Origin of the sequence: Paenibacillus sp. CF384, from assembly GCF_900106745.1 — a bacterium.
Classification (GTDB): domain Bacteria; phylum Bacillota; class Bacilli; order Paenibacillales; family Paenibacillaceae; genus Paenibacillus_Z.
The window spans coordinates 70,828-88,513 of sequence record NZ_FNNV01000002.1; the positions used below are offsets into that span (position 1 = coordinate 70,828).

The window sequence follows — 17,686 nt, forward strand, 5'->3', positions numbered from 1 at the left end:
TAAAGGATAATCTCCTCTAGTTTGTACCATTACGGGCCTTTTTGTCCAGCATCTTTACTAAGCTTTCCTAAAACATTTTCCGACATAAAAAGTGCTATTCAGACGTGTACCGACTAATGACCTCCACGAGCAAATCATTGAGACGTTTCACCTCATATTCCCCGACAGCCGGTTCCATGTGATCATTGCCGATACCGCTGTGATCCGTTAGAAATAAATAAGTCCCGCCTGTAGCAGTCGCCATGAAACGCATCAAGTATTCGGTCTGTACATCAACACCGCTTGAAGCAATCGGAATGATCCGAATGCCTTCTGCTGCCGCGGATTCCATCAGCTCATGAATGCGTTTCGTCACCTTACGTTCATGATGCGGCGGAGCGTCAAGCACGAGAAACAACAGTCTAGCCCTCGCATCACCGCTCCATTTGTGATCATCGATGGCATTCTCCAGCGCTTCATCGACCGCTTCCGGGAAATCGCCTCCGCCCGCAGCCTCTTGCTGCGAAATCTGCTTGACGGCCGTATCGATATCCTTCGTGAACGGATAATCTTTGACCAGGTATTTATCGCTCCGATCGCGGTAGAAATTGGTGCTGACTTGAATATCAAGCTGCTGGCCGTTATTCTTGAGGACTCGGGCGACGACGTCTTTCAGCTCCGACTTCAGAAAATCCAGCTCATCCTGCATGGAACCTGTTGTATCCACAACGAGCATCAGATCAACGCCAAGCGACGGCTTCACCTGTTCGTTCAGATCAACGCGCAGTGCGGAACCTCTTGGAATCTGCACATTCTCATATTGCTTCTCTTGATTCCCCGAACGAATGATAACCCCATATCTCTCCTGATTCTGCTGCTCATCGAATAATCCCGCGTAGGCTGACGCTTCTCCATCAATATTGGTACGTGACTCCCACACCGTATCGCCATCGTCATCAACGAGGCTGACTTCTGCATCGGATACCGGCTTACCGCCTCCGGTCACAACAACTTCCAATCGATTTTGCGGAAAAACAGACCAATAGGATTGCAGCTCTCTGCCCTCGCCGCTGTTGAGCAGCCGGACCCACTCCTTCCAGGAGGTAAGATCGTCCGACTCCCCGGCTGTCAGTTGACCCGCTTGTGAGTCGTCGTACTGGCTGCCCGGCGGAGTGGTCTCATCCTTATCGATTGGGGAGTCATCCGTATCGTGAGCAGGTTCTTCGGAAACGGACGAATCTGCTCTGTCATTGCTGCTTGAGTTGGTCGTAGCTTCACCTCGGTTGCTTGCGCTGCTGTTGTTCCTTGCTTCCGTGTTCGAACTGTTACTTGAGGAAGCCTTGTTCGCCGCGGAATCGTTCTGATTGTCAGCCGAGGAGCACCCTGCAAGCAGGAACGTCAGTGCCGCGAGCAGTAGAAGCGACGTCTTCATCTTTCCTTGTCCTTTTTCATTCTCTTTACCCGGTGCATGTTCTCTGTTTATTCGTTTACGTTGTTGCATCCGAATTCCCCCTCGATTCCGTTGGTAGCCGAACCAGTATATGTAAAATTCAGCTTACTACCATCGACGGAATCGCTCCCCGAATTGTTGCAATCTCGCTGGCACGACAGTACAATCGGGAGAAGTATATTTTCTGGGGGAAGAAAGGAGCGCTGCTGCCTTATGGAAACTTACTCACTAGCAGAGCTGAGCATTACCTATAACGATATCACTACGAAATTAGTTTATAAGTCTGCACATTTGGTTGTGGTCACGGACTCCGGTTATAAGCTATGGTACATCGAGATCGACGGCATGACTCAAACCTCGCTCCTTCATATGTTCCATGAATCCGAGGACATTGGGATTTCCTTATTCGGCATAACGGCCGGCGGCAAACCGTTCCAAGCGGGCGGATATTTCCATCCGAACGTCCAACATCACGCTGCGGCTATTCGAGGTGACGGCGAGCTGCACGGTTTCTAGAAACGACAAGTACATACGCACATATAAAAGCAGCTCCGGTTCTCATTCCGCGATGGAAGGAATGAACCGGAGCTGCTTTTGTGTTATAAGTGCGTTACTGCACGGCAATACCTTTGAAGAAAAGCTCAAAAGTAATCGCCATTCGGTTATCGAGTGAATCCTCATTCTCTTCCATCGACCAGACGAAGAGTGTGCCGAAGTATGCTTGAAAGGCTTGCTGAGCCATCATCTCAGCGGGCATATCTCTGCGAAACTCGCCGTTCTCCTGCCCCTCGGCTATAAGCGGCAGCAAGGCTTCTTTAAGTGAGGTGAGCATCGAGTTATGGGTATCAAGCGCCTTGGCACTGCCTAGTATGGCTTGAAATAATGCGCGCATGAGCGGTTTGCTAAGTTCAAATTGTTTCACGATTTGGAATATCAGCAACTGTAGTCGGGGCACCAGCGGACCGGGCTTGTCTTTGAGCTTCGCCACCTCGTTTAACGCGAAGAACGCTTGCAAATCGCAGATCAGTTCATCCTTGCAAGAGAAATAATTGAAAAAAGTGCCTTTTGCCACGCCGGCTTGCTTGGCAATACTTTCAACGGATGTCTGCTCGTAACCCAGCTCGGCAAATAAAGAGAGCGCAGCTTCTTTGATTCGAGTGCGGGTCTGTTCTTTCTTGAGCTCGCGGTTCATCGCTATATCCTCCATCTAAGTTGTTCGCGTTCAGTCAATGCTAATTGTAGCATAGCCCATACGCTCCGTAAACACGAGTTGACCATCGGTATAAAATTCAGCTTTATGCATAGAAATCAATTTGTCGCACAGAAACCGAATCCAATTGACATACTCAATTCTGACCTTTGAAATAATTATGACCGTTAGTTCAAAATTATTGACGAATGGTTTTGTCTTGCGCTATAACTATTCATAGAGAACCTGTTAGTTTAGTTTCGAGGAGGTATTGGAATGTCTGAACGTATCGTTCGTGGGATTGCCCGCGCCAAGTGGGCAGTCCTAATCGGCTGGCTGGTTATTACCGTGGCCTCTATGTTTGCACTGCCTGATCTTGCGGCTATTGTCCGTCAAACCGAGCAGAAATTTATTCCGGCCGATTCCGAATCCGTCGTTGCCAAGCAGCTCATGGAACGGATTAATCCGGAGACCACCACCAAATCCAGCGCAATCCTTGTTTACTCCCGCGAAGGAGGCATGACCGCGCAGGACCGCGATTGGCTCAAGGCCAAAGCTGCCGAGCTTGCGCTGCTTAGCGGCAAGGATGGCTTCAAGTCGGTGCAGTCGGCTTATGAAACGCCGGAGCTGGCGGAGAAATTCCGCAGCAAGGATGGCTCAACCGAGCTGCTTATCGTCGGATTCACTCGCGCGGATAACGATACGCTCACCCAAGAAGCGGTTGATATCCTCGCCGCTAAAGTGAAAGATGCGCCGAGCGGCAGCAAGGTGGAGCTTACGGGGAGTGCTCCTATCGGCAAAGATTTTCAACAGAGCTCTGAGGAAGGCTTGAAGAAAACGGAGCTGCTCACCGTAGCGCTCGTGCTCGTTATACTTCTCCTTGTGTTCCGTTCCCCTGTCGCACCGTTCATTCCGCTTATTACGATTGGCATATCCTTAGTCATCACACGCGGTCTCGTTGCACTGGCCACGGATTACGGGATGCCGGTTTCGTCCTTTACTGAATCTTTTCTGATTGCCGTCTTGTTCGGTGCGGGAACCGATTATTGTATCCTTCTTATCCAGCGTTTCCGCGAGGAGCTCAGCCATGACGGCGACAAAGTGGAAGCACTCGTAAGGACGATGCGGACCGTCGGCAAGACCGTTGCCTTCTCTGCCAGTACGGTATTCGTTGCGTTCTTCCTCATCGGCTTCGCCCAGTTCGGCCTCTATCAATCCGCCGTTGGCGTATCCATCGGTGTCGCCGTGACGCTCCTCGCAGGACTTACCCTAACGCCTGCCTTGTTGATGATCTTCGGTAAAGCTACCTTCTGGCCGAGCAAGGCTGCAAGCGGTCAAGGCCACGGCGAGTCTAAGCTGTGGGGAGCGATGGCAGCTCTTGCCGCGCGCAGACCTGTAGCCATTCTGGTTGTCACGGTTCTGCTGCTTACGCCAATTACATTCCTGTACCATGGCAAGCGTTCATTTGACGACTTAGCCGAAATCAATCCGCAGCTTGGCTCCGTGCAAGGCTTCAGACAGGTGGAGCATGCCTTCGGTGCCGGTGAAGTATTCCCGCTCTCCGTAGCGCTGCGATCGGATGAGTCGATGCGTAACCCTGCCGCACTGGCCGCACTCGAAACGGCAAGCGCCAATGTAGCGAAGCTAGACGGCGTCAAAGAAGTGCGAAGCGCCGTAAGACCGCTCGGCGAACAGCTGGCGGACCTAACGGTTTCGAATCAGCTGACGCGAACCTCCGATGCGCTTGATCAGATGAAGAATGGCGTCGATCAAGTAGCAGATGGCTTAACTACTGCCGGCAGCTCCATTGCGAGCGGGCAGGCCGATATTCAGAAGCTGACAGATGGCTTGCGGACGATGGCTTCCCGCACCTCTGAAGCGCAGAGCGGGCTGAAGCAAATCTACGGAGGCATGCAGCAAGCGTCTCAAGGCGCCGGCCAGCTATCCGGCGGACTCAAGCAGAGCGCCGAAGTATCCGGATCCATGAGCCAGGATTTGCAGGCGCTGCTGAAGAAATATCCTGAGCTGAAGAACGAGCCTGCCATGCAGCAATTGCTAGGCAAACAGCAAGGACTCTCAGGGGGATTAAATGAACTCTATTCCGGGGCAGCGAAGCTGTCGGCAAGCTTCACTAAGCTAAACCCCGGCGTAAGCAAAGTTGCCGATGGACTTGGCCAGCTGGCTAACGGGCAAACTCAGGCTGCCGACGGTACAGCGAAGCTCGGAAGCGGACTTCAAGAGCTTACAGGCGGCTTGAAGGATGGAGCTGCAGGTCTTGGCGACATCTCGAAGGGCCTCACTTCGGTGAAGGATGCACAGAGCACGATTGGGGACAGTCAGATCCCTGGCTGGAATCTTCCTCAAGAAGCGCTGGATAGTCCCGAGATGAAGCAAGCGCTCGATTACTATATTTCCACCGACGGGGAAACCGCCAAGATGGACATTGTCCTCTCTGTCAACCCGTATTCTCCCGAAGCGCTGACAACGGTTGATCAGATTCGAGAAGCGCTGAAGCATAGCTTCGAAGGAAGTGCCATCGAAGGGGCGCACGTGTATGTATCCGGCACATCGGCACAAATTTCCGAGCTGAAGGATATTTCGAAGAATGACTTTACGCGAACAGGTGCGTTTGTCTTGATCGGGATTTTCATCGTACTGATGATTCTGCTGCGTTCCATTCTGGCGCCGCTCTATGTATTGCTTTCCCTTGGCTTTAACTTCCTGGTCACCATGGGCATTGTTGAATTCATATTCGTTCAATTGCTCGGCAAGGAAGGCTTGTCATGGAGCGCTTCATTCTTCGTCTTCCTCATTATCGTAGCGCTTGGCGTGGATTACAGCATCTTCCTCATGGCTAGGTTCAAGGAAGAATATCGACCGCGAGGCATTACGTATGCAATGACCAAAGCGATGTCGACGACAGGCGGCGTTATCATCTCCGCAGCAGTCATCATGGGCGGCACGTTCGCTGCACTGATGATGTCCGGCGTGAATACGCTCCTGCAGATCGGTGCAGGCATCGTCATTGGTCTGATCCTGTATGCGACTGTCTTTATGGGCCTTGTCATTCCTGCCTTGGCAAATCTCTTCGGCGAAGCCAACTGGTGGCCTTTCCGCCAAAGAACAACAACTCATTCCGAAGCGGCGAAAGCACCGGAAGAAGGAACCAGCCCAAGGTACAAAGAACAAACCTCTGAATAATAGGGCTTCCGATAAAAAAAGCTGTATCCGCTCCTTTGGAAGGTGGCGGATACAGCTTTTTCATTATTTATATCGAAGATTCGGCTACAGCGCGTTTGGCTGCTTGATGCGTATACGCAAACAGCTCCATCAGCTCCATATGCTGCACATATTCAATCGCGCTCCTGGCTTCTTCCGAGATCGTCCCGCTCTCTTGAAGCGCAATCATGCCTGTGAGTGCCGAAGCTTGCCAGCGCACTTGGCGTTTCATTACCTGCAGTGAATCGCGAATGGTGCCTTCCTGCAAATCGCCTAATACGACGCTGTTCTGCAGCCAATCCGCTACTCGTGTCTGCAAGCTCTCCATCGCCGGATGGGCGCCTGCATTGCTGAACCAATAGTTCGCATTGGAGAAATCACCTTCCATCCGGTGCATGATACCATGCCAATAGCAGCCAGTAGGGTCGTCTTCGATCTCTTGGGATTGTTCATGCGAAGCGTCCAAGCTTTCGTTAAGCAAATGCAATCCGGCCTTGAGCGCAATGAGCGCGGGTTGTGCGGATTTCGGAGTTCCTACAGTAATTAGAGGCAAGGCGGCAATTTCTTGATCGAGTGCAGCATCCCATACCCCTTTCGGAGACAGGGCTTGCATGGTCTGACGCGATTCCAATTGTTCGATGATTAGCGCTAATGATTTCTTCAAGCCGCATCCACTCCTTCAACAGTTCGTAACGCCAATCACTTGCATGAGTGGACTCTATTGTAATAGATGCCCTTCGAAAATTCAATGAGAATATGCCTATTTATCCTTACAATCCGCGCGGATGAAACCCCGCGGCGATCCTCCTTAGCAAACAAGCTCCCGAACCGCTTAAGGTTTGGGAGCTCGTTCATTATCGAAGAACTTATTTGCTGTGCAGTACTTCCGGCGTAGTCAGCTTATCGTAGAAATCAACCGACTTGTCTTTGTCTTCGGAATTGCGAAGCGCCATTGCGGAACGCGGATGCTCATCGAACATGCCTGTAATCATATAAGGAATAATATAGCCCCACTCTTCTTTTTCACGAAGCGGAATCATGTACTTCTCGATCATATCCAGAACCGGACGCACATTGTACTTCGTGTTCTTCAGATGTGCGACAAGCAGTTCCGTTGGGCAGTTGCCAGCGGCGCGGCCCATACCGTATACGGAAGCATCCAGGAACTCGACGCCTTTCTCAACCGAAATAAGCGTATTGGCGAAAGCCAGCTGCATATTGTTGTGCGTATGCACACCAAGACGTTTGCTTGGCAGGTACTTCTGGAATTTGCTGACCAAATAATTGAAGTCATTCGGCGCCAAGCTGCCATAGGAGTCAACGACGTACACGACGTCGACCACACTTGCTTCGATCAATTCGAATGCTTCAAGCAGTTGGTTCTCCATTACATTGGAGAGTGCCATAATGTTCAACGTTGTTTCGTACCCGCGCGAGTTGAATACGTTAACCAGCTCCAGCGCCTTCGGCACGTCTTGAATGTAGCAGGCAACGCGGATCAAGTCGAGCATGCTCTCTTCGCGTGGAAGAATATCGTTCTCGTCTACCCGTCCGATATCGACAAGTGCAGAGAGCTTCGTGTTCAGCTTCTGCGGGATGACTTTACGAAGGAAGTCGTCGTCCAGGAAGCGCCATGGACCCGCATCTTCAGCGCCTTTAAGCAGCTTCGGAGAGTTTTTGTACCCGATTTCCATATACTCGACGCCAGCTTCATTCAGCGAGTTGTATAGATGCTGAACGAACTCAACGCTGAAATCCCAGTTATTGACGAGCCCGCCGTCGCGGATCGTGCAGTCGACGATTTTACATTGACTTTTTTTCGAAGCATTCATAGCATTGTGTCTCCTTTTAGCCAGATCTTGTCTTTTCTACTCATAATACTTGATATTGGCTATGAACGCAAAGTCATTTTTGTCAGAATTGCAGGACTCTTCGGATTATATGGCGTGGAACGATTTCCTCGTGTTGACCATCGTTTGATCCAATTTATCGCTTAATTTCTCCAGCATTGTCGCCAGTTCCGAAGATCTGGAAATAAGCTGATGCTGCTCATTCGAGCTGCCCGTAACGGTCTTGACACTGCCTGTTAATTCAACGGACATTCGGGAGATTTCCTCGATGTTGACGCTGAACAGCTGCGTGCTTGCAGACATTTGCTGAGAAGCGCCGGAAATGTAATGAATTTGCTCTGCGACGGTTCTAATAGACCGCATAATGCGTTCGAATGCTGCACCCGCGTCACATACGGCTTGATTGCCTGAGGCTACTTCTGAGATGACTTGATCCATGGATTGAATCGAAGCTCGGTTATTCGACTGAATGTCTTGAACAAGCTCAGCGATTCTCTGGGCAGAGGCCGTTGTTTGTTCAGACAGCTTGCGAACTTCATTAGATACGACGGTAAACCCACGACCATGCTCGCCGGCCCGTGCCGCTTCTATCGCCGCATTCAATGCCAGCAGACTGGTCTGTGAAGCGATATCTGTAATTAAGCTAGTGATGTCATCTATTTCTTGCGAACGCTGACCGAGCAGCTTTACTTTGGTTGCGGACTCTTGAACGGCATTGCTCATCGATGTCATCTGCCTGACAGCCTTCTGAATGGCCTCATTCCCATTATCGGCCTCCGTCGCGACTTCACTGGAGAAAGTAGACACCGTAGCTGATGTTTCGGCAATCGTATGGATTTCACGGAGCATCTCTCCGATGACCTTCTTGCCTGTCTGTGCGCCATGTTCCTGCAAATGTGCCGTGGCATCAACCTGATGCATCGTTTGTACAATATCACCTGCCAAGAGATTCAGCGTTGCCGCATTGCAGCTTAACTCCTTGGAATTCATGAGCACCTGGTCCGACGTTTCGGTCACATTCTCGATAATTTGTTTGACCGCTGCTTGAATTTTCTGCTGTTGGGCCGATTCCAAGGCGTGGATGAATGCTCTGCGCGTCACAATTTGATAGGTAACCGCGCCGATAAACAAGACGACAAATACGATGTGAATGGAGACCATGGCAAGTGAGTAATCACGGGTTCCATAGACAAGGGCTGGGAAGAGTAAGAAGCCAAGTACATGCTGAAGTGCGAAGATAACGGTGCTGATGAGAAGCATTGCGATGAGGTCGTAGTACAAAATAATAGCGAGTACCATAAAGATGGAGAAATGATATTCCACCATGCCGTTACCGCCTGCAATGATCGATATGCTGCTGAAGGTAAGCGACAGTGTCAATAGAAGCGGAACGGACTGCTGCTCCTTCTGCAACCGCATACAAATCCCGGCAAGCAGTACGAACATAATCGGTAATGCGAAGAACGTTTGCTTAAGGAACGTGTGGAACGTAGAACCATTCATGTCCGTTTGATGATCATGATGCATGGAGAAACCGAGCCAATCGAATGCGTGTACCAGAAGCGATAATAGCACAATGATTGTAGAAATGAATAACATGACACGGTTTTTCTCTCTAAGCATACAACTTGCCTACCTCCCCATATATGTATACATATAAAAAGAGTCCACCCGTGTTTAAGGATGGACTCCTTTTCACTCGGTAACCTGTCCACCATGGCATCTGCAATGCGATGCTTTAGGCCTAGGCTTTGCGTCCCAGCGTTTCCGTTGGTTTGCCATTATCATATGAAGAAGTAGTTGGATAACTATGGTCATGGTACGGTTAACATGGTTAATTATAGGAGAGGAAAGCCCTACTTGTACATAGCGTAATTTGTAAGGTTTTGTCGAATTCGTCAGATCATCTCTTCTGCTCTCACCACCTCGTCGAACTTGGCTGCCGTAATAAGTCCACTGCGAATGGCAGCCTCGCGAAGCGTCAGGCCCTCCTTATGAGCGGACTTGGCAATGGAAGCCGCATTCTCATAGCCGATATGAGGATTCAGCGCCGTGACAAGCATCAACGACTCGTTTAAATGCCGAGCGATAGCTTCCCGATTCGGCTCAATGCCGACCGCGCAATGCTCATCGAAGGAGCGAATCGCATCGCTGAGAATTCGGGTCGACTGCAGGAAGTTGTGAATGATGACAGGCTTGAATACATTCAGCTCGAAGTTTCCCTGGCTCGCCGCGAAGCCGATTGCCGCGTCATTGCCCATGATCTGGCAGACGACCATCGTCAGCGCCTCGCACTGCGTTGGGTTGACCTTCCCCGGCATGATGGAGCTGCCCGGCTCGTTCTCCGGGATGCGAATCTCGCCAATGCCGCAGCGCGGGCCGCTCGCGAGCCAGCGTACGTCGTTCGCAATCTTCATTAGATCCGCGGCGAGCGCTTTAATTGCGCCGTGTACGAAGACGATCTCGTCGTGGCTCGTCAGCGCGTGAAATTTGTTCGGCGCGCTGATGAAATTCTTGCCTGTGAGGCGACTGATCTCCGCCGACACTTTCTCGCTAAAACCCTGTGGGGCATTCAGCCCCGTTCCCACGGCTGTGCCTCCGATGGCAAGTTCACGCAGCTCTTCGCGGCTTGCTCGAATATTACGCTCCCCTTTCTCCAGCATCCGAACCCAGCCGCTGATTTCCTGGCCTAGCGTAAGCGGCGTGGCATCCTGCAGATGGGTGCGTCCGATTTTGATGACATCCATGAAGCTTGCACTCTTCTGCTCGAGTGTAGATTTCAGCTGCGCAATCGCCGGCAGGACGACGTCCTCTACCGCAATCAACGCGGCGATATGCATCGCGGTAGGGAATGTGTCGTTGGAGCTCTGAGAGCGGTTGACGTCATCGTTGGGATGAACGGCGGCCGCTTGCCCTTTCGCCTCCAGCAGTTGGCCTGCGCGCCTTGCGATCACTTCATTGACGTTCATATTGGACTGCGTGCCGCTCCCGGTCTGCCATACAGCAAGCGGAAACTCATCCTGCCATGTTCCTTCAATAACCTCATCTGCTGCAACCGCAATCGCTTCTGATTTAAGGGCATCCAGCTTTCCTAAGCTACCGTTCACGGTTGCCGCTGCTTTCTTCAGATATGCGAATGCCGTAATTAACTCGTGCGGCATCTTCTCCGTACCGATTCGAAAATTATGCAGACTTCGCTCCGTTTGCGCTCCCCACAGCCGGTGCGCCTCAACTTGTATCTCACCCATAGAATCCTTCTCCATGCGAAAATCGCTCATCGCGACTACCTCCTCATATATGCGAATTGTTACTGTTACGGCTTACTCTCTATATACCCTATGAAAGAGGCGATGCATCTACGAGCATGCATCGCCTCTTTCCCATGATTACCTATTTGCCTGCTTGTAATACGGCTTCTGTCTGAAAGCTCACAACTGCATGAAATCGCAACATTAAAACTGACTTCTTAGCTCAGGAGGCAGCTCTCGGCTCTTACGCGTATCTGCATCCATCGTCACACAAGTAACGATTGCGTCCCCGCATAGCTCGCCTTTCTCGTTTACGATCTCTTGTTTGAGCACATAGCTGCTCCGCCCAGCCCGCTCCGGCGTTGTTGTAACCGTCAACCGATCACCTTGCCTGCATTCCTTGCGATAGTTGATATTGATATTGACTGTTACCGTCTGAACACCCATCGCAAGTAAAACATCATAGTGCAAGCCCGCCTGCTCATACCACGCTTCCCGTCCCCATTCGAGGTATTCCAAGTACTTGGCATTGTTCACATGCCCATTCACATCAATTTCCGTTGAACGGACGATTAGCTCCAGATTTGCTTGCATCGACCCACACTCCCTCGTTTTTGCAGCTGCCTTGTACATCTTAGCCCTAGTTGCCTTCATGTTAGCGGGCGAGAGTATGCTTGTCAAAGGGAGTGCAAAAAAGCCGCTCTCTCCGGACCTTCCGGAGAGAGCGGCCTATCCTTCTACCACTCTGCAAACGAGCCGTCGTCGTATGACAGACGAGGTGTATCCCAGTCGCCCGCGTAGCCGCGTTCAATGAGCGCTTCTTCATTAATTTCGATACCGAGGCCCGGCCCCTGTGGGATCGCGACATGGCCGTCAATAACTTCAAACGGCTTCTTCAAGTAGCCTTCTCCAAGGTCCCACTTCTCCGCCATCGACGGATGCTCTTGGATCAAGAAGTTCGGCGTGCAGGCATCCAGCTGCAAGCAGGACGCGAGCGAGATCGGTCCAAGCGGGTTGTGCGGCGCGATGGAAGCGTAGTACGTTTCCGCCATGGCGGCGATCTTGCGTCCTTCGAAGATTCCGCCTGCATGGCATAGGTCCGGCTGCACGATCGCTACTGCGCCTTTCTCCAGCGCTTCGCGGAAGCCCCAGCGTGTAAACAACCGCTCGCCCGTTGCAATCGGGATGCTTGTCGATTGTGCAACGCGCAGAAGCGAATCCACATTCTCAGGCAAGCAAGGCTCTTCGATGAACATCGGATAATAAGGTTCCAACGCCGCGGCAAGGCGAATCGCCATAGCCGGGCTGACTCGGCCGTGGAAGTCGATTGCAATGTCGACACCGCTTCCGACAGCTTCGCGGGCTGCAATGAACTTGTTCACTTGACTCTCCACGAAAGCCAGCGAATCCACATGCCGTACCGGCGCGTCTACGCCTGTTTTGATCGCATTGAAGCCTGCTTCTACTCTGCGCTTCGCATTAGCAGCGAATGCCTCCGGCGTCTCGCCGCCGCAATGGCAGTACATGCGAATCTTATCGCGCACTCGGCCGCCGAGCATTTCATAGACAGGCATGTTGTAGAACTTGCCTTTAATATCCCACAGCGCCTGCTCAATTCCGCTTATCGCGCTTACGAGGACAGGACCGCCGCGATAGAACGTGCCCCGGTACATGATTTGCCAGTGATGCTCAATACGAAGCGGATCTTCGCCGATCAAGTATCGCTTCAACTCTTCAATGGCTGTCGCCACGGTAAGAGCACGACCTTCGACGATTGGTTCTCCCCAGCCTACTATGCCTTCATCGGTCTCAATCTTCAGAAACAACCAGCGAGGTTTCACATGATAGAGCTTCAAATCGGTGATTTTCACAGCTTTCGATCTCCTTTACGTCCTGTACTGGTTTCATCGAGCATCGAGAATCGAGTATCGAGCAACTCTCCGTTACCCGTTCCCCTTCTCTGCCCATACCGGGAGCAATGCGCCGCCATCCATAAACAAAGTCGTTCCTGTCATATAACCCGCACTATCGGAAGCCAGAAATACAGCCGCTTCGCCGACTTCCGTCGGCGTACAGAATCGTCCCATCGGAATACGTGTTGAGATCGATTCGATGATCTTCTGAACGCGCTCATTGCCATCGCCCCAACCGTTCTTCGTGTAACCCGGCGCGATGCCGACAACCCGAATGCCATGAGGAGAAAGGTCCAGTGCCATGTTCTTCGTCAGCTTGTTCACAGCTGCCTTCGCCGCGGCATACACAGTGGAATTCGCCCATGTTCCTTCCGCATGGTTGGAGCTAATGTGAATAATAACCCCGCGTGTGTCGCTCTTGACCATAAGCCGTGCCGCCTGCTGCGAGCAGAAGTAGAGTCCCTTCAAATCGGTATTGAACACCTCGTCGAACAGCTCCGGCGGCGTTTCAAGGAATGGCTTCATCCGTGTAATGCCCGAATTGTTGACATGTACATCCAGTCTATCGAATCGACTATTAAATTGTTCGAACAGCGACTCGACTCCCTCTAACGTTGAGATATTGGCTTGTACGGCCTCCGCCTTCACGCCAAGAGCGTTAATCTCACGCACTACTTCCTGCGCCATCTCCGCACTGGTGTTGTAATTGACGCACACATCATATCCTGACCTTGCAAAAGCAAGCGCGATGCCTCTGCCGATCCCGCGACCTGAGCCTGTTACTAATGCAACTTTGCGTTCCACGTAAGTCCCCTACCCTTTCAAGCCTGTGAAAGAAACACCCTTCTCGATGAGTTTCTGACAGGAAGTGATGATAATCATGAGCGGAATAGTAGCGATAACTAAGCTGGACATAATGACGTTGGACCCCATGCTTTGCCGCTGCTGGAAGTCATTAAGCGCAACGGTAAACGTCCATACGTCTTGCGTTCGAGCAACGACAAGCGGCCAGAGGAATTCATTCCACACCGCAATAAACGTCATAACCGCGACAACCGTAAAGATCGGTGCCGACATCGGTACGATGATTCTCCAGAAAATCTTAAACTCGGAAGCACCGTCGATGCGTCCCGCCTGAAGCAGCTCGCCCGGCAGCTGTTCGAAGAATCCTTTGAACAAGAAGATAACGATGCCCCACGCCGTATGCGGTAAAATAATCCCCCACAACGAGTTGACCAGATGGAGTTTATCCATCGTTAAATAGAGCGGAACGAGGATAGCGATTTCCGGAATCATAATCGTCGCTACGAAGAACAACGTGAGCCACGTACCGACTTTGCTGCGAACAAGATGCGCAAGTGCATAACCTGCCGTGCCGCCGATCAGCAGTTGAAGAATAATCGTGGACCCGGTTACGATCACGCTGTTCAATAAGAAATGCGGGAAGCCGAAATTAGCGCCTTTGCTTTCGTCGCCGGACTTTTTCCAGAGCACGATGTAATTGTCGAACAGCCTTTTCCAGTCCTTCACCTCGGAGATGGTGAGCACTTTACCTTTCACGACTTTCGATTCCGTAAGCCATTTCAACGCGTTTGTCGCGTGCATCGGCAACTCTGCGGCAATCTCAGTAGAGCCGTTGTATTCGCCGCCGTCACCTTTGAAATCGAAAGTGGTATATTTCCCAGCGCGGATCTTGGCCAGCTTGTTCTTCATGACCGCATGCGTGGCTACCATGGTCGGAACGATCTGGGGCCGTCCAACCGTGAAGTTATAAGCGGGCATCGAAGCTGTATACACGATGACGCCATCCTTAACGCCGGTTACCTTCATCGCGCCGACAGCTTCATTCTGCATTCTTTTCCAGGTGAACCAAATGGCCTCCATGGCATCCAGTTCATATTCTTCAGGCTTCGAAATGTCCGCGTCATCGTAATTGAGCGTTACGCTTACGGTTTTGGGTACCTCAGGAACCCATTTGGGCGGAAAGCTGTAAATGGAAATGTTATCTTTCATGGATGAGCTGATCATCCAGACTAACGGCACGATCGACGATAGAATAAAGAAAATGGCAACTGAATAGGAGACGATTTTGACGGATAATCCGCCCTTCTCCTTAATGCGTCCGCGTCCAGCCATGTGATGCTCCTTCCTGGATCCTCTAAATGAGATGAATGCCGAGTCGATTGGAAGTCTCCCCGACCCATCATCTTAATCCTTGTTGGACAATTTGAGCTGCAAGTAAGTGATCAGCGCGATGATGACGAACATAACGAGTGAGATCGATCCTGCTACCCCAAATCGGAACTCCTTGAAGGAGCTGTTGAACACGAGCATGGCCAGCGTCCGCGTGCTGTTCGCCGGTCCGCCGCCGGTCATAATGTACATCGGGTCAAAGGTCAGGAATACACCGCTTATAAACGATATAAACTGAATCCCGATAACGAACTTTAAGCTTGGGAACACAATGGCAGTCATTCTGCGCCAAGGTCCTGCACCATCAATCTTGGCTGCCTCTACGTTCTCGCTCGGAATGCCTTGAAGAGCCGAATAGTAAATGAGCATCCCCATTCCGGTTGCAAACACGCCAGGCAATACGATCGACCATTTGGACATGGCGGGATCGTTGAGCCAGCCGTATGGACCAAGGCCGATGAAGCTGAGCAAATAGTTCAATAAGCCGTAATCCGGGTTGTAGAGCCACTTCCACAGCAGGTAGCCCGCTACGGACGGAACGGCTGTAGGGAGCAGGTACAACGAACGCATCGTCTTGCTGGCGAATTTAACTTCGTTCAACAGGACGGCCTGCACGATCGGCACCCAGAACGTAAGGATAAAATAAATAAAAAAGAAAGCGAAGGTGTTGCGGAGCGCGTTCCAGAACTCCGTCGAATGCCATAAATACTTATAATTATCCAGCCAGACAAACTTGCCGGGCGGGTTAATGACCTTGTAATCAAAGAAACCCATATAGACGGCTTGCAGCAGCGGGTAATATTTAAATACCAAGAAACACACGATAGCCGGCGTCAAAAAGAAGATAGGCGTCCACGATATCTTAAATCGGTAAGGTGTTTTTAATTGCACTTGCGGCTGCTGCCTCGTGGCTGTTTTCATCGCTTCCGCTTCCTTTCGGAATGACAGGCGGAGCAGCTCGCGGCATGTTTAGCCCGCTCGCTGCCTCCGCCTGCGTCCTATTATTTCTTCACGGATGCGTTATACGCATCGATAACTTCTTTCTGTGCTGCATCCTGCGCTTCTTGAAGCAGCTGTTTCGGATCGGATTTCTCATCCGTCAACGCTTTTTGTACCGCTTTAACTACATAAGGAGTAAGACGTTCTTTCAAGAAGTACTCCAGGTGAGTATCGGAAGCCGCTTTGTTTACAGCAGCAACTAGCTCAGGGGAGATATCTTTGGCGAACTGGGAAGGATCCACGTCACTGCGTACGGACAACAGGTTCGGGAACATGCCGTTGTCTTGTTGGAATGTCAGTACTTTCTCCATGACTTCTTTGGAGTTCATGTACGTGATGTATTTCCAAGCTGCATCTTGTTTTTCTTTGGAAGTCTTCGGATTGATGATCCAGTACGCGCCGCCGATTTGGCCTGGACCTTTACCGCCGGGACCTACCGGATATGGAGCAAAACCTACGTCATTCAAATCCATACCTTGCGCAACATAGTCGCCGAATCCGCCGGAAGCCGCATTCGACATCGCTGCACGGCCTTGGAAGATATCATTCATATTGTCTTGGTAGCTTTGAAGCACGTTGTTTTGAACGATTTTGTGCGTCCATTTCAAGTCTTTATAGAATTGAAGTGCTTTAACGGAAGGATCTTCTGTGAAGGCCAATTGTACAGTGCCGTCAGGCTGCAGGTGCGTCAAGTCGCCGCCGGCTTGCCATACGTAGTACTCGAACCACCAGTCAGCCCATTCCATTCCGAGAAGCGTGATTCCGTATTGCTTCTTGTCTACGTTGGTCAGCTTCTTACCGAACTCAACCAGTTGATCCCAGTTTGCAGGAGGCGTATCGCGATCAAGTCCTGCTGCTTCGAACATCTTCTTGTTCCAGAACAAACCTGTTACGTACATATCGTGAGGCACGCCGTAGACTTTGCCGTCGATTGTGCCGGCTTGCATCGAGGATGCGATAAATTGATCTTTGTCCGCATATTGATCCCAGTACGGAGTCAGGTCAAGCGCAAGTCCTTGGCCAACCCAGTCCGCGATGATCGGGAAGTGAGCTGCGTGGTAAGCATCCGGTCCGTTGCCGCCAGCCATTGCTGTAACGAATACTTCACGGTCATTGGTACCTTGCGGCATCAATTCATGTTTAACTTTAATGCCAGGGTTTTGGGTTTCGAACTCCGCGTAAATTTCTTCTTTCAGCTCTTTCTGCGTATCTTCCGGTGTTGGTTGATCCCAAACCGTAATTTCGACGTTTGCCGCCGGTGTATCTGTTGTAGCTGCTTCATTTGTTGCAGCATTGTTCGTGTTGTCGGTCGTTTCTGTAGTCGCCGTGTCCGTGCTTTCATTCGTCGTTGTGTTGTTAGCTGTGTTGTTGTTATTGCCGCCCCCACAAGCTGACACAACAAGCATCAAGACCATGACACATGCTAATACAGTCCATTTTTTAAGTCGTTTTGCGTTGTTCACTTGACTGCCTCCCCTTAAATGATTTCTTCTACACCTGTAGTATAGTTCCTTATTGAGAGCGCTTTCTATGTAATATCCTAACATCCTATTAGCAATATTTTAACTTTTCATTCTAAAATCAGAATCGACATTAAAGGAAAACTTCGGAAGTTGTCGAATACTCGGAGTAAGCGCTGTCGGTGG

14 protein-coding genes and 1 riboswitch are annotated in these 17,686 nt (G+C 51.0%); of the genes, 2 read left to right on the top strand and 12 right to left on the bottom strand.

Annotated elements, in window-relative coordinates; genetic code table 11:
- Nucleotides 1-94 precede the first annotated feature (94 nt).
- Nucleotides 95-1,480 (bottom strand): VWA domain-containing protein, encoded by a 1,386-nt coding sequence (locus BLW29_RS06045; RefSeq protein WP_090977303.1) that lies wholly within the window; start codon nt 1,478-1,480, stop codon nt 95-97.
- A 162-nt stretch (nt 1,481-1,642) separates the two neighbouring features.
- Here BLW29_RS06045 and BLW29_RS06050 point away from each other — a divergent pair, with 162 nt between their 5' ends.
- Nucleotides 1,643-1,945 (top strand): hypothetical protein, encoded by a 303-nt coding sequence (locus BLW29_RS06050; protein WP_090977305.1) that lies wholly within the window; start codon nt 1,643-1,645, stop codon nt 1,943-1,945.
- 94 nt (nt 1,946-2,039) lie between these two features.
- Here the strand turns inward: BLW29_RS06050 and BLW29_RS06055 are convergent, their stop codons facing one another.
- On the bottom strand, nt 2,040-2,621 hold the full coding sequence (locus tag BLW29_RS06055) for a TetR/AcrR family transcriptional regulator (protein ID WP_177186502.1): 582 nt from the start codon (nt 2,619-2,621) through the stop codon (nt 2,040-2,042).
- A 273-nt stretch (nt 2,622-2,894) separates the two neighbouring features.
- Between BLW29_RS06055 and BLW29_RS06060 the strand changes: the two genes are divergently transcribed.
- Nucleotides 2,895-5,819, top strand: a complete 2,925-nt coding sequence (locus tag BLW29_RS06060; protein WP_090977309.1) for an efflux RND transporter permease subunit — start codon at nt 2,895-2,897, stop codon at nt 5,817-5,819.
- A gap of 67 nt (nt 5,820-5,886) precedes the next feature.
- Here BLW29_RS06060 and BLW29_RS06065 read toward each other — a convergent pair whose 3' ends face one another.
- The 10 genes from BLW29_RS06065 to BLW29_RS06110 form a co-directional block, all read right to left on the bottom strand.
- Nucleotides 5,887-6,501, bottom strand: coding sequence for a hypothetical protein (locus tag BLW29_RS06065; protein WP_090977311.1), 615 nt, complete (start codon nt 6,499-6,501; stop codon nt 5,887-5,889).
- A gap of 202 nt (nt 6,502-6,703) precedes the next feature.
- Nucleotides 6,704-7,669, bottom strand: coding sequence for an aldolase catalytic domain-containing protein (locus BLW29_RS06070; RefSeq protein WP_090977313.1), 966 nt, complete (start codon nt 7,667-7,669; stop codon nt 6,704-6,706).
- 105 nt (nt 7,670-7,774) lie between these two features.
- Nucleotides 7,775-9,310 carry a methyl-accepting chemotaxis protein gene (locus BLW29_RS06075; RefSeq protein ID WP_090977315.1) on the bottom strand — a complete coding sequence of 512 codons (1,536 nt, stop codon included), beginning with the start codon at nt 9,308-9,310 and terminating at the stop codon, nt 7,775-7,777.
- Between the two features lie 75 nt (nt 9,311-9,385).
- Nucleotides 9,386-9,477: riboswitch (cyclic di-GMP riboswitch) on the bottom strand.
- 108 nt (nt 9,478-9,585) lie between these two features.
- Nucleotides 9,586-10,965, bottom strand: coding sequence for a class II fumarate hydratase (fumC, locus tag BLW29_RS06080; protein ID WP_090977317.1), 1,380 nt, complete (start codon nt 10,963-10,965; stop codon nt 9,586-9,588).
- Nucleotides 10,966-11,139: 174 nt separating this feature from the next.
- Entirely contained in the window at nt 11,140-11,529 is a 390-nt protein-coding gene (locus tag BLW29_RS06085; RefSeq protein WP_090977319.1) for an acyl-CoA thioesterase, read from the bottom strand.
- A gap of 143 nt (nt 11,530-11,672) precedes the next feature.
- Nucleotides 11,673-12,806, bottom strand: a complete 1,134-nt coding sequence (gene dgoD / locus BLW29_RS06090; RefSeq protein ID WP_090977321.1) for a galactonate dehydratase — start codon at nt 12,804-12,806, stop codon at nt 11,673-11,675.
- 72 nt (nt 12,807-12,878) lie between these two features.
- Nucleotides 12,879-13,652 carry an SDR family NAD(P)-dependent oxidoreductase gene (locus tag BLW29_RS06095; protein WP_090977323.1) on the bottom strand — a complete coding sequence of 258 codons (774 nt, stop codon included), beginning with the start codon at nt 13,650-13,652 and terminating at the stop codon, nt 12,879-12,881.
- A gap of 9 nt (nt 13,653-13,661) precedes the next feature.
- Nucleotides 13,662-14,984 (bottom strand): carbohydrate ABC transporter permease, encoded by a 1,323-nt coding sequence (locus BLW29_RS06100; protein WP_090977325.1) that lies wholly within the window; start codon nt 14,982-14,984, stop codon nt 13,662-13,664.
- A gap of 72 nt (nt 14,985-15,056) precedes the next feature.
- Complete coding sequence (locus tag BLW29_RS06105; RefSeq protein ID WP_090977327.1) at nt 15,057-15,962, bottom strand: carbohydrate ABC transporter permease; 906 nt, start codon at nt 15,960-15,962, stop codon at nt 15,057-15,059.
- Nucleotides 15,963-16,042: 80 nt separating this feature from the next.
- The gene (locus BLW29_RS06110; protein ID WP_090977328.1) at nt 16,043-17,503 is read right to left on the bottom strand and encodes an extracellular solute-binding protein; all 1,461 of its coding nucleotides are present in this window, start codon (nt 17,501-17,503) and stop codon (nt 16,043-16,045) included.
- Nucleotides 17,504-17,686: the final 183 nt, after the last annotated feature.